General features: G+C 68.8%; 11 protein-coding genes. 4 read left to right on the forward strand and 7 right to left on the reverse strand.

Annotated elements, in window-relative coordinates; translation table 11 throughout:
- Positions 1–17: 17 nt before the first annotated feature.
- The 4 genes from VXM69_RS06485 to VXM69_RS06500 are packed head-to-tail and all read right to left on the reverse strand — an operon-like array spanning position 18 to position 5,880.
- A complete protein-coding gene (locus tag VXM69_RS06485; RefSeq protein WP_175028869.1) occupies positions 18–887 on the reverse strand; it encodes a hypothetical protein in 870 nt (289 codons plus the stop codon).
- A complete protein-coding gene (locus VXM69_RS06490) occupies positions 884–1,879 on the reverse strand; it encodes a hypothetical protein (protein WP_367189174.1) in 996 nt (331 codons plus the stop codon). Before VXM69_RS06490 ends, VXM69_RS06485 begins: the two co-directional genes overlap by 4 nt.
- A gap of 28 nt (positions 1,880–1,907) precedes the next feature.
- Positions 1,908–3,563 (reverse strand): hypothetical protein, encoded by a 1,656-nt coding sequence (locus VXM69_RS06495; protein ID WP_367189175.1) that lies wholly within the window; start codon positions 3,561–3,563, stop codon positions 1,908–1,910.
- 31 nt (positions 3,564–3,594) lie between these two features.
- Positions 3,595–5,880 carry a hypothetical protein gene (locus VXM69_RS06500; protein WP_124609795.1) on the reverse strand — a complete coding sequence of 762 codons (2,286 nt, stop codon included), beginning with the start codon at positions 5,878–5,880 and terminating at the stop codon, positions 3,595–3,597.
- 555 nt (positions 5,881–6,435) lie between these two features.
- On the opposite strand from VXM69_RS06500, the gene VXM69_RS06505 reads away from it, so the two are divergent.
- A complete protein-coding gene (locus tag VXM69_RS06505) occupies positions 6,436–6,648 on the forward strand; it encodes a hypothetical protein (protein WP_034185851.1) in 213 nt (70 codons plus the stop codon).
- A 69-nt stretch (positions 6,649–6,717) separates the two neighbouring features.
- On the opposite strand, the gene VXM69_RS06510 is transcribed toward VXM69_RS06505, so the two are convergent.
- From VXM69_RS06510 to VXM69_RS06520, 3 genes are all read right to left on the reverse strand, one after another.
- Positions 6,718–7,143, reverse strand: coding sequence for an NUDIX hydrolase (locus tag VXM69_RS06510; RefSeq protein ID WP_034185852.1), 426 nt, complete (start codon positions 7,141–7,143; stop codon positions 6,718–6,720).
- 298 nt (positions 7,144–7,441) lie between these two features.
- Positions 7,442–8,830, reverse strand: a complete 1,389-nt coding sequence (locus tag VXM69_RS06515; RefSeq protein WP_049028406.1) for a nucleobase:cation symporter-2 family protein — start codon at positions 8,828–8,830, stop codon at positions 7,442–7,444.
- 146 nt (positions 8,831–8,976) lie between these two features.
- Positions 8,977–9,954, reverse strand: a complete 978-nt coding sequence (locus tag VXM69_RS06520; protein WP_226252057.1) for a LysR substrate-binding domain-containing protein — start codon at positions 9,952–9,954, stop codon at positions 8,977–8,979.
- A gap of 133 nt (positions 9,955–10,087) precedes the next feature.
- On the opposite strand from VXM69_RS06520, the gene VXM69_RS06525 reads away from it, so the two are divergent.
- The 3 genes from VXM69_RS06525 to VXM69_RS06535 all read left to right on the forward strand — a co-directional run bounded on the left by VXM69_RS06525 (position 10,088) and on the right by VXM69_RS06535 (position 12,515).
- Entirely contained in the window at positions 10,088–10,804 is a 717-nt protein-coding gene (locus tag VXM69_RS06525) for an SDR family oxidoreductase (RefSeq protein ID WP_059558302.1), read from the forward strand.
- Between the two features lie 221 nt (positions 10,805–11,025).
- Positions 11,026–11,361: a putative quinol monooxygenase gene (locus tag VXM69_RS06530; RefSeq protein ID WP_367189176.1), complete on the forward strand. Its 336-nt coding sequence runs from the start codon at positions 11,026–11,028 to the stop codon at positions 11,359–11,361.
- Positions 11,358–12,515, forward strand: a complete 1,158-nt coding sequence (locus VXM69_RS06535; protein ID WP_367189177.1) for an iron-containing alcohol dehydrogenase — start codon at positions 11,358–11,360, stop codon at positions 12,513–12,515. The genes VXM69_RS06530 and VXM69_RS06535 overlap by 4 nt, the downstream gene beginning before the upstream one ends.
- Positions 12,516–12,521: the final 6 nt, after the last annotated feature.

Consider the following 12,521-nt stretch of genomic DNA (forward strand, 5'->3'; position numbering starts at 1 on the left):
AGGGTGGGCGGTGACGGCTAGGGCGTGTCGCGCGTGAGCGTGCGCGCCGTTTGCAACAGGGGCGCTGTCCAGCGCCAGTGCATGTCGGTGGACGAGCAGACCGTGGCCTGCGCGCCGGCGTGGGGGCCGAGCATCCCGGCCAGCTGCGCGGCCGCGCGCGCGAAACCGGTGACGCCGTGCCGGGCGCCGCGGCGCAGCGCATGCACGAGTTCCCACAGGTCGGGGTAAAAGGCGGTCAGCCGCGCGCGATGCGCGGGGTTCTCCGCGACGAACGCGATGGCGTCCAGCACGGTGTCGCGCGCCGCGCGGCAGGCGGCGTGGCCGGCGCCGCCCAGCGAGGTCAGCGCCGTCGCGACGTTCGCGTTCACGCATGCATCCACCGGATTGGGGGCCGCACGGCGGTCGAGCCAGGTCCGGCACGCCCCTTGCGCGATCCACGGATCGGCGGACTCCGGGCGGTAGTGCAGCCGCCACGGATGCAGCACACGCTCCAGCGCGTCGCAGGCCTCGGCCGCGGTGCGCCGTCCGAAGCGGGCAAGCAGCGTCAGCGCGAGCGCGGTATCGTCGGCATCCGCGGGCAGGTCGACGCCCAGCCAGGACGGCATCCGGCCGGGCGGATAGAAACGGAACGCGCCCGGGCAGGTGAGCGAGGCGCAGCTTTCGAGGAAGTCGAGGCCGCGGGCGATCGCGCGATCGGCCGTCCCGGCCGGCAGGCGCGCAAGCGCGTCGAGGACCAGGGCCGTGACGAAGGCGTTCTCGTCCGCGTAGCGCCGGTCGCCGACGGTCACGCGCGACGGGAACGCGCCGCCGGGCGCCTGCGCGGAGAGGAGCGCATCGAGCGCGTGGACCGGGGCGCGGCTCGCGCGGGCGGGCAACGCGGCGCTCATGACGACGTCTCGGGATGGTCCGGCGTCAGTCCGATGGCCACGGTCGCCGGCTGGTCCGATGCCACGACGATGCCGAACATCCCGTGCCGGGTCACGAAGCCGCTCGCGCCGGCCAGCGGTTCGCTGAGCGCGCGATAGAAGTGCGTGTCCCATCCGCGGGCGGCGGCCACGCGCAGCACCGTTTCGCGGATGCGGCCGTCGCCGCCGAACAGGTCGTTGGCGACCGCATACAGCGTGAACGTCGACGCGCCGTCCGGGCCGGCATCGATGCTGACGCCGAAATCGGCCGCCGGCAGCGCGGCCTCGATCGCGCTGCAGCAGGCATCCTGCAGCAGGCCGAGCACTTCGTCTGCGCGGTGCTCGAGTCGTGCCGCCGCCATCAGCAGCGGCACGTCCGCGCGGAACAGCCGGCGCGTGCGGAGGTAGAGCTCGGCGCGCCGGCCCGCCGGTTGCCAGCCGGCCATGACGGGCCACGCGCCGCGCCGGACGATGCCCGACAGGTCGCCGAGATGGCGGGTGCCCCAGGCCAGCGCGTGCTCGGCGCCGCGCCCGGGCACCTCCGCATAGAGCTTGAAGCGGGGCTTGCCGGCGCCGTGCCGGCCGCCGATCCATGCGCCGTAGGCGAGCGCCGCGTTGTCCTGGAACGACGCGATCGCCGCGAGGTCCGCGGGTTCGATCGACTCGTCCGACAGCGCGGCGATCGCGGCACCCGCGCGACTCAACCGGCGCGCGGGCGGCGTGTCGGGGCCGGCGGGCTCGACGGTATAGCGCAGTTCCGGGCGGCCGAACGCGATGGAGATTTCCACCGGAAAGCCGCTGCGTCCCAGTTTGCTGTCGTTCCAGGCGGTGGGTTCCGCCGGCGAACGGTCGCGCAGCAGGTGCCGCAGCGCGGCGTCCGGCGCGGGCGCCGCGGCCTGGCGTGCGGGCGTCCCGTGCGAGGACGCCAGCGCCAGCGCTCGCTGCACTGCCGGGTGGAGTTCGGCCATGGGCATGGTGGGCGTTCGTGCGTGAAGGCCGCGCTCAGGACAGCGTCGGCGGCAGCGACAGGCGCGGGTTGTCGCTGGACGTCGGTGCCTTGTGCTGTGGCGACGTGCCGTCGGCCGGATAGTAGGTCGCCGACCATCGGAACGACGGGCCGTAGGTTCCCGATGGCGGCAGGTAGGCCCACCACGCATCGGCGCTGTTGCGGTCGAACGAGATCGTCTGTTCGTTTTCACGTGCGGCATCGCTGCCGGTCCACAGGCTCGCTTCCACGCGCACGTAGCGCTCCCAGGAGACGGACTGCGCCGATACCTGGACCGTCGCGAGCGCGATCTCCGGCCCGGCGGGCGTCAGCTCGAATGGCGATCGGGTCAGCGCGATCGGCTTCGGCCTGCCGCCGCCGTCGGGCGTTGCCGTGCCCGCGAAGCTCAGCACGACCCGCTCCGGCTCGACCGCGGCGACGCGCGTTTCCCAGGTCGGCGCGCTCGGGGTGAGGTTGATCTGCGGCAGGCCGGTCTGGAGTTGCCAGCCGGAGCCCAGTTCGAGCGTCTGGACCGACGTGAGGCGCATCGCGCTGTAGAGCGGCGGCGTGGTCAGCATGCCGGGCGCAAAGACGCGCACCAGCCGCGTGCTGAGCGGATAGGGCACCTCGAAGCGGCCCTGCGGCACGGCCTCGCCCTCGAGGTTCGTCGATCCGCTGGACAGCACATAGGTCAGGCCGGCCACCAGCGGCCGCGCACGATCGTAGTCCTGGCCGGGGCGCAGCAGGACCGACCGTTGCGCGCGGGACAACTCGGCCGTCTTGGGTTGGTTGTCGTACTGCCAGGTCAGCGTCACTTTCTCGACCACGTCGAAGTCGATGGCGTCGCTGGCCAGCAGGATGCGGCCGAAATCGTCGAGCACGATCGACCGCGCGCCGTCGCTCGCGCGGGCCGGCGCGGTCCACGCAGGCGTGCCGTCGGTATAGGTGACCGTCCAGTCGTAGACGAACCATGCCTGTTCCGGCGGTGCGAACGGCAGCGAGAGCGTCACGCTCGGGTGCGTCTTGGCGAGTTCTGCAGTCCTGACCACGCCGTCGTAGCCGGTCACGCGCAACGCGACGGCGGCCACCGCGAATGCGTCGACGTCGGCGGCGGCGATCGAGAAGCGAACGTCGGCCGGCGGCGCGGGGATGATGGCGATGCCTTGCGTGGCCACGCCCGTGCCGGATCGCCGGGTGCCGTCCGTCATCGCGTAGTCGGCGGCCCATTCGACGATGCCCGGGCCGGGCAGCGCGAAGCACCACGCATACGGACGCTCGCGGGTGAAGGTGTGGGACTGTCCCCCGACGGCGACCTGTACCGAGGACACGGCCGTCCAGTCGAGCGCGTCGAGCAGCGCCGTGACGGAGACGGGTTCGGCGGCGGCGCCGATCGTGGCCTCGGTGCCGACGAAGGGGACCGGAGCGCGCGCGACCTGTTCGCCGGCCTCGTAATCGAGCACCGAGGCGTAGAACGCCTGTCCCGTGTCGGCCGCGGCCACGTCGATCTGCCACGTGCGCCGCGGCGTGTCGGTGTCGAGGACGAGCGTCGCTTGCTGGTAAGCGTTGCGTACCGGATCCTTGAACTCGAGCAGCAGCGTCGCCCGCCGGGGGGCGGGAGGCGATGCGGGGCCGGATTCGGTCGCCAGCTTGACGGTGTAGGTGAGCGTTGTCATGGTCGCGCGCTTGGGTCGGTCGGGAGGGCGGTCAGACCAGGTCGGTCTCGTCGGCCTTGTCGGTCTCGTCGAGGTCGCGGGTCAGGACGTCGCTTGCCGGCAGCCGTACCGAATAGACCGGCTTCGTCCCGCCCTTGGTATCGTGGGGCAGCACCAGCGTGTTGTTGTCGTAACTGCCCTGCGGCCCTTCGACGCCGCGGTTGGTCCCGGCTTCGAAGTAGGTCGTCGCGTACTGGAATTCCGTCGACGCATCGACTTCGCGCGCGAACGTGTAGTAGTAGGGCGACGGGAGGATCGTGGTGCCGTTCGACAGCGTCGTGGGCTTGAAGATGCAGGAGTCGATGTCGGTCTTGCCCGACCCCGACGCGCGGTACATCTGGACTTCGACCTGGATGTACGTCTTCCAGTCGACCAGCGACGGATCGAACGTCACCGTGAAGGGCAACTGGACCGGGAACACGTCCAGTGCGAACGACGGCGTGTTGCCGTAGCGCACCTTGCGGACCGCGACGGATTTGCGCGTGTTGTTCTTGTCGCGGTAATAGACCGTGCCGTCGACCTGGACGGTCGAGGTGCTGCGCTTGACGGCCTGGTATTCCCACGTGCCGGTGTAGTAGTCCTCGATCCCCAGTTCGTGGAACTTGTGCGTCTGGCGATCCGGGCTGTCCGGCTGGTCGGTGTAGCCGGTCGTCAGCGAGACGCCGGTGATCGCCGGCAGCGCGATACTACCCCCCGGAATCGTGTCGTTCATGACGGTGACCGTGAAATCGGCGGGGGCGATCATGCTGTAGACGGTCAGGGTCTGGCTGTTCACCACCGGGTACACCGACTGCGGCTGGTTGACGATGATGTCGCCGTTCGTCAGCACGTAGGTGACCGCATAGCTGTAGTTCGCGCCGCTCGGCTGATAGCTGTGGCTGCGGAACTGCACGGCCTGGGCGTTCTTGGTGACCTTGCGTTGATCGACGAACAGCTTGGAGCCGGCGGTCGGCAGGTACGTGAAGTCGATCAGCACGAAGTCGACGTTGTTGCCCGGTTTTTCCGATGCGAATGCGATGTTCGAGCAGATGAACTCGGCTTGCTGGTAGCCGAGGTCGGTGTTGGAAATCTGGAGCTGGTCGCTGCTGCTCTTGAATGGCGGCGACGTGAAGGCATCGCCGTCTTCGGGCTCGACCTGGTACCAGTACGTGTATTCCGATACGAATTGCTTGTTCGCGCCGAAGAAACCGTTGGATTCGTAATGCCAGGTATTGGCCGTGTCGGCGGTGAATGCGTTGGATTCCGGCTGGCCCTTGCCCGGATAGTCGATCGTCACGGTGACCTTCCTGATGCCCGCGTTCTTCAGGTCGGCCGACATCGTCACGGACACATCCAGCGTGCGGTTGTCGACCGTCTTGTCCAGCCGGCTCCAGACCGTCTTGTCGAAGGTCGGCAGGAAGCCCTGCGGCATGATCGTCCAGTCGATGACCTCGTTTTCCTGGTAGACGCGCTGGAACGAGCCGATCGAGTTGATGCTGAAATCGTCGGCCGCGCTCGCGCCGAGGCGGCGCGCGACATCGTCGGCGGCGGCCTGGACCAGCCCCTCGAGCGTCGTGAACGCCCAGTCGTGGACGCGTTGCCGGAACTCGTCCGACGGCTGGACCGACCACGCCAGGTCGACCTTGCCGGAATCGGACTTCTGCATGTATTCGCGGATCGTGGTGCGCCGTCCGGTCTCGCTGCCCCAGACGTTGCGGTCGATGTGGACGGTCTTCTGGTAGCTGGCGGCGATCGCGCAGTCGTAGGTCACGGTGGCCTTGACGGCCGGCAGCTGGCTCAGCGTCGTGGCGACATACTGGATCGACCAGGTCGACAGGCCGACGCCCGAGTCGAAGATGTCGCGAATCGCCTTGACGTCGGCGGCGGTCTTCAGGTCGATGATGAACGTCGCCGCGTTGCTGCCGAAATTGGACGGCGTGACGTTGAGCTGCGTATCGGGCGCCGTGGACGGAAGCGTCAGCGTCAGGAACGCCTGGGCGTCGTTCCACACGAACTGGCCGAATTCGATGCCCTGGCCCAGGACGTTCTTCACGGCCTGGTAGGCCTCCGGGTCGATCACGAGTTCGGCCGTAAACGTCACCGTGCCGGCCGAGCCGCTGTTCGTCCTGAACTCGGTCAGCGCGAACGCCGGAAGGGTGATGCCGTCGACGGTCTGGGTGGCGAGCTGGGGTTTCGGCACGATGTACCAGAGATTCGTGTTCGCGAAATCGCGATAGACGGTGACGCTCTTCCTGTCGTTGTCGTACTTGATGACTCGGGAGTCCTGAATATTGATCATTTCCATCTCCAGTTGAGAACGTGTGGTGTGTCATGCGAGTCCGGCGGAAATTCGCGCGCGGTGCGGCCCGAATCCCCGCCCCCGGACCGAGGGCCGGGTCGAGGTGCGGGGTTTCCGAACCGCGTTACGCCGGACATGTGCCGGTTCGAGGTCAAACGCTCACGGACCCTTCGGGCGGGCTTCCCGTATCGATGCGCCGAAGGTACAGGTGGAAATTAGGCAGTCTGGTGCGACGGTGCAATTACAGGCAATTACACCCGGCGCGATGGCGTGAGACCGATCGGTGCCGGGCGAGGAACGTGGGCCGCGGGCGGCCGCCTGGTTGGCGCCGGGAACGAACCGGAAGGGGCGCGCCGGGTGGCGCGCGGATCGTTTGTCGGCCCCCGGGCCGAACGGGGCACGATTTTCCCGGTCAAGCGGTCGCGACCGGTAAAACTTGATCGGTAAATGTCCGGACGCGCAGTGAATTATTTTCCGGCTATAGTGAAACCACTGAGGGTAGACGCGGCGCCTTTTGCCGATGCCGTTCAGGTCACGACTGTAGACGGGTGCTGTATGAAAAATAAAACCGACAAGATCACCGGACCGATCTGGGGCGTAGCAGCAGGATTGCTTCTTGCTGGGGCAGGATTGAGTCTGGGCATTCTCCCGGCGTCGCTGCGCGGCGCGGGAAGCGCAAACGACTTCATGGCGTCCGGCATCGCGATGCTCGGCATCTTTCTCGTCGTTTATTCCACGCACGAATTGCGAAGACAGCGCACGCACTGAGCGTTCGCGCGCCGCCGATCCACGAACGACGACCCGAGCGGGGCGACCGCACGCTCGCGCGCGGTGCGCTTACGCCTTGCGGATTTCGTGGTTGTAGACGAGTTCGACGATTCGCTTCGTCGGAATACTGGCGCGCAGCCCGTCGACACCGTCGATCGGAAACCACTTGCATTTCTCGATCTCGTTGCTCGCTTGCGGCGTCTGGTCCGGGCCGACTTCCGCGAAGAACACGTGATGGATCTTCGCGAGCCCGGTGAACTGCATCGAATACGTCAGGTCCTGGCCGGTCATGCCGGTTTCTTCGCACAGCTCGCGATGCGCGGCCTCGAGCGGCGTTTCCCCGCGTTTGATGGTGCCGCCGGGCAAGGCCCAGCGTGACGCCGTGCGCGCGACGAGCAGCACGCGCGCGTCGCGGTAGCAGACGATGGTCGCGCGTTCCTTGACCTGGACGGTCGTTGCCGCGGGGGCGTTGTTGGGGGCGGGGACTTGGGGCATATCGTGATTCTAACCAGCACGAATCGATCGACCAAGGTGGCCTGACCGGGTTTGACTTTTGATTGTCCTGGCCGGCGCGCCCAGGCGCCGTCGGGGCCATGCCGCGCCGGCTACCCGGCTGCGGCTCAAGCATCGGGTGCCGCGCGTGCTGCAACCGGCCAGGCCGCAAGTCATCCTGACCGGTTCCACGTCAGCGCTTCGGCGGAGCGGGCGGCCGGACGTCGCGTTCGGCGCGTCGAGGTTCGCGCGCAGCGGCGCCGCCTGTCAGGCACGCCGCGTCGCCCTGCGGCGCGTCCGGTCATTTCTTTTCCGGCAGGAACCAGTTCATCACGAGCGCGCAGATGCCGCCCGTCGCCACACCCGATTCCAGCACGTTCTTCAGCGCGTGCGGCAGGCTGTTGAGGATGTCCGGCACCTGCGACACGCCGAGGCCGAGCGCCAGCGACACCGCGATGATCAGCAGCGCGCGACGATCGAGCTGGACACCCGCGAGGATGTTGATGCCCGAGGCGGCCACCGCGCCGAACATCACCATCGCCGCGCCGCCGAGCACGGGCTCCGGCACGGCCTGCAGCACGCCGGCGACGACCGGGAACAGGCCGAGCACCACGAGCATCCCCGCGATCCAGATGCCGACGTGGCGGCTCGCGACGCCGGTGATCTGGATCACGCCGTTGTTCTGCGCGAACACCGAGCTCGGGAACGTGTTGAACACGCCGGCCAGCAGCGAGTTCGCGCCGTTGACGAGCACGCCGCCCTTGATGCGCTGCATCCACACCGGGCCTTCGACCGGCTCGTTCGAGATCTTGCTGGTGGCCGTGACGTCGCCGATCGCCTCGAGCGACGTGACGAGATAGATGATCAGCATCGGCACGAACAGCGACCACGAGAAGCCGATGCCGAAGTGCAGCGGCGTCGGCACCTGGAACAGCGCGGCCTGGTGCATGCCCGTGAAGTCGAGGCGGCCGAGGAACGCGGCCGCGAGGTAGCCGATCACGAGCGCGATGACGAGCGCGGTACTGCGTACCCAGACGACCGGCACGCGGTTCAGCAGGATGATCGTGCCGAGCACGAGCCCCGACAGCGTCAGGTTCTCCGCGCTCGCGAACGTGCCCTTGGCCATCGCGCCGTAGCCGCCGCCCATGCTGATGAGGCCGACCTTGATCAGCGTGAGGCCGATCAGCAGCACGACGATGCCGGTGACGAGCGGCGTGATCAGGCGCTTCACGAACGGCAGGATGCGCGACACGCCCATCTCGACGAACGAACCGGCGATCACGACGCCGAAGATCGCGGCCATCACGGTCTCGACCGGCGTGCCTTGCTTGACCATCAGGCTGCCGCCCGCGATCAGCGGGCCGACGAAGTTGAAGCTGGTGCCCTGGACGATCAGCAGGCCGGCGCCCAGCGGGCCGAAGCGCTTGCACTGGACGAAGGTGGCGATGCCGGAAATCACCAGCGACATCGACACGATCAGGGTCGTATCGCGGCTGGGCACGCCGAGCGCCTGGCAGATCAGCAGGCCGGGCGTGACGATCGGCACGATGATCGCCAGCAGGTGCTGTAGCGCGGCGACGAACGCGACCATCGGCGCCGGCCGGTCGTTCGGGCCGTAAACGAGGTCGCGGGCCGCATCGGCGGCGTCGGCGCCGTGGGCGACGGGTTGGGCGGAGGAGGCGGGTTGCATGGCGAGCGGGCCGGACAAGGTGGAAAGTGCGGCATTTTAGCCGAAGGCCCCGCCCGCGCCGCCGGCGCGCGCTGCGCTGGTGGCGATTCGGCGGAGCGAGGAAAGGGGCTGGATCGGCGCCGGGCGGTCAGCGGGTTGGCCGCGCGTCAGCCGGCCTTGCGGGTGCCGGCGCCGCGCGCCGTCGCGCGCGGCGCCCGGGAATCCGGATACGCACGCTGGCAGACCGCGATGACCGCGTCGCGCAGACGGCGATGCACGGGGTCGCCGTGCATGCGCGGATGCCACAGCGCGGACACGAGGATGGCCGGCAGGCGAACCGGGATCTCGAAGCTGCGCAGCCCGAGGGCATCCGTGAGCCCCGGCGAGAAGGCGTTGCCGAGACACGAGCGCGGCACGAGCGCGATCAGGTCGGTGCTGGCCGCGACGCGCATCGCGTCGGGGTAGCCGGGTACCACGACGTGCACGGGCGGGCCCGAGCCGGTTCGATCGGCCGAATCGCCGGCCGGCCCGCTGAAATCGCCGAGCTGGGCCGAGATGACGTGACGGCAGGCCGCGTAGCGCGCCGGCGTGATCCGGGCCGACGCGAACAGCGGGTGCCCGGCGCGCGCCACCGCGACGTGCCAGTCGTGAAAGAGCATGCGCGTGTGCAGTTCGGGCGCATCGTCGCCGCGTTTGCCGATTTCCAGGTCGACCGTGCCGTCGCGCAGCGCCTGCGGATCGCGGTCCGGCTTCGCTACGAAGCGGATACGCACGTGCGGGGCGATTTCGCCGAGCGCGGCGACCACCGGGCCGGACAGCATTTCCATGAACGACGCGGCCGCACGAATGGTGAACGTCGCCGCGAGCGTCGCCATGTCGACGTCGGCCGTGGCCGGCCGCAGCACGGCGCGTGCGTCGCTCGCGAGCGCATGCACGCGATCGCGCAATGCGGCCGCGTGCGGCGTCGGCACGAGCCTGCGCCCGGCGCGGACGAGCAACGGGTCGCCGGTGGCCAGCCGCAGCCGCGTGAGCGTGCGGCTCATCGCGGACGTGCTCAGGCCAAGGCGGCGCGCGGCGCCGGTCACGCTGCTTTCCGACAGCAGCGCGTCGAGGGCGGTGACGAGGTTCAGGTCGATGTCTTCCATCCGGACAGGATACGCTCGTTGCGCGGCTGACATGGCGTTGGATGCAACGATGGATTGCATCCGGTGCGTCTGGCGCCTGCCGTGACGTCTGCCTATAGTGGGCGCATGACGCAACCCCGCAAAGGCGAACACCATGCAATCGACCGAATCGAATCGAAACATCCCCGCGATCCTGCTCGTCGCGGCCTCGCGCGGCCTCGGGCTGGCGATGGCGGAAGCATTCCTGGACAAGGGCTGGAACGTGACGGGCACCGTGCGCGCGGGATCGGGACGCACGAAGCTGCACGACCTCGCGGGCCGGTACGACGGCCGGCTCGACATCGAGACGCTCGACATCTGCGAGCCCGCGCAACTGGCCGCGCTGCGCGAGCGCCTGTCGGGCCGGCGCTTCGACATGCTGTTCGTGAATGCCGGGACGACCAACGACCCAGGTGAAACGATCGGTGAAGTGACGACCGACGAATTCGTGCGCGTGATGATCACGAATGCGCTGGCGCCGATGCGCACGATCGAGGCATTGCAGGATCTCGTGACCGAAGACGGCCTGATCGGCGCGATGTCGTCGGGGCAGGGCAGTGTCGCGAACAACGTCAGCGGGATGCGAGAGGTGTATCGCGGCAGCAAGGCGGCGCTGAACCAGTTCATGCGCAGCTTCGCGGCGCGTCAGGCCGATACGCGGCGTGCGCTGGCGCTGATGGCGCCCGGATGGGTGCGCACCGAGCTCGGCGGGCCCGAGGCGCGCCTGACCATCGACGAGAGCGTGCCGAGCCTCGTCGATGTGCTGCTGGCGAAGCGGGCGCGGCCGGGGCTCGAATACCTCGACTATCTGGGGCGCACGGTGCCGTGGTAGCCGCCGTGGCGTCGGCGGGCGGAAAGGGCGGCCGGTTGCGATCCGGCTTGCGTTGAAAGCGTCGCGGAACCCGACGGTTTCAGCGCCCGGTCGCGGTACTGCGAACGCATGGCCGATTGAATACAATGCGACGACGAGCCAGTGATACGGTGCCGCGTCTTCGCGTTCGACGCATTGCGCGCGTCCCGTCACGGCAGGTTTCCGCAAACACGGAGCGCAGCATGAGCCAACCCTACCTGCAGGTCATCGCGCACTTCTTCGCGTCTCCCGGCAATGGCGGCCGCGTGGTCGAACTGCTCGCGGAACTCGCGACGGCGACGCGCGCCGAGCCGAAGAATCTCGACTACGAATATTTCCGGTCGCCGGAGAATCCCGACCACATCGTGATCCTCGAGCGCTACCGCGAGGCGGACGGCCTCGACGTACATCGGGAAACGCCGCATTTCCAGCGGATCGGGATCGGTGCGATCTTTCCGTTGCTCGAGCGCCGCGAAGTATCGCGCTTCATGGTGCAGCCGGACACCGGCACGGCGACGCTACCGGGAGGCATCCGATGAACCCGTTTCAATTCCGTACCGTTCCGACGCAGATCGTCGAATTCGGCGCTGCGCGCCGGCTCGGCGCGCTGTTGCGCGAACGCTTTCCGGCGCTCGCGCGGCTGTGCGTCGTCACCGATGCGTTCCTGCATCGCAGCGGCGTGCTCGCGCCCGCGCTGGAGAGTCTCGCCGCGCACGGCTGGCAGGTGACCGTGATCGACGACGTGATCGCCGATCCGCCCGAGCACGTGGTGCTCGAAGCGACCGAGCGCGCCGTCGCGGCCGATGCCGAGATCGTGCTCGGCCTGGGCGGCGGGTCATCGATGGACGTCGCGAAGCTGATCGCGGTGCTCGCGCCGCGGCAGCAGGCGCTGGCCGACATGTACGGCGTCGACAAGGTCACGAGCGCGCGGCTGCCGCTCGTGCAGATGCCGACGACGGCCGGCACCGGCTCCGAGGTCACGGCCGTGTCGATCGTGACGGTCGGCGAGGCGCGCAAGATGGGTGTCGTGTCGCCGCACCTGTTCGCGGACGTCGCGATCCTCGACGCGGAACTCACGCTCGGCCTGCCGCGTGCGGCCACCGCCGCGACCGGCATCGACGCGATGGTGCATGCGATCGAGGCGTATACGTCCGCGCGGCTGAAGAATCCGGTGTCCGACATGCTGGCGACGCACGCGCTCACGCTGCTGTCGCGCAACCTGCTCGCGGCATGCGACGACGGCCGCAACCGGCACGCGCGCGAGGCGATGCTGGTCGGTGCGATGTTCGCGGGGCAGGCATTCGCGAACGCGCCGGTCGCGGCCGTGCATGCGCTGGCCTATCCGGTCGGCGGAATTTTCCACGTGCCGCACGGGCTGTCGAATGCGCTGGTGTTGCCGCATGTGCTGCGCTTCAATGCGCCGGCCGCCGCGCCGCTGTACGCGGAACTCGCGGCGATCGTCGCGCCGTCGGCGACCGGCAGCGACGAAGCGCGCACGCATGCGCTGATCGCCGAGATCGATCGGCTGATCGTCGCGACGGGCATTCCGCGCACGCTGCGCGAAGTCGGCATCGGCGAGCGCGACCTGCCGCGCATGGCGTCGGATGCGATGCTGCAGACGCGCCTGCTCGTGAACAATCCGCGCGAGGTGACGGAGACCGACGCGCTGGAGATCTACCGGCAGGCGTGGTGACGCAGC

Origin of the sequence: Burkholderia sp. Ed8 (genome assembly GCF_040761425.1) — a bacterium.
In the GTDB taxonomy this organism is placed as follows: Bacteria; Pseudomonadota; Gammaproteobacteria; order Burkholderiales; family Burkholderiaceae; genus Burkholderia; species Burkholderia seminalis.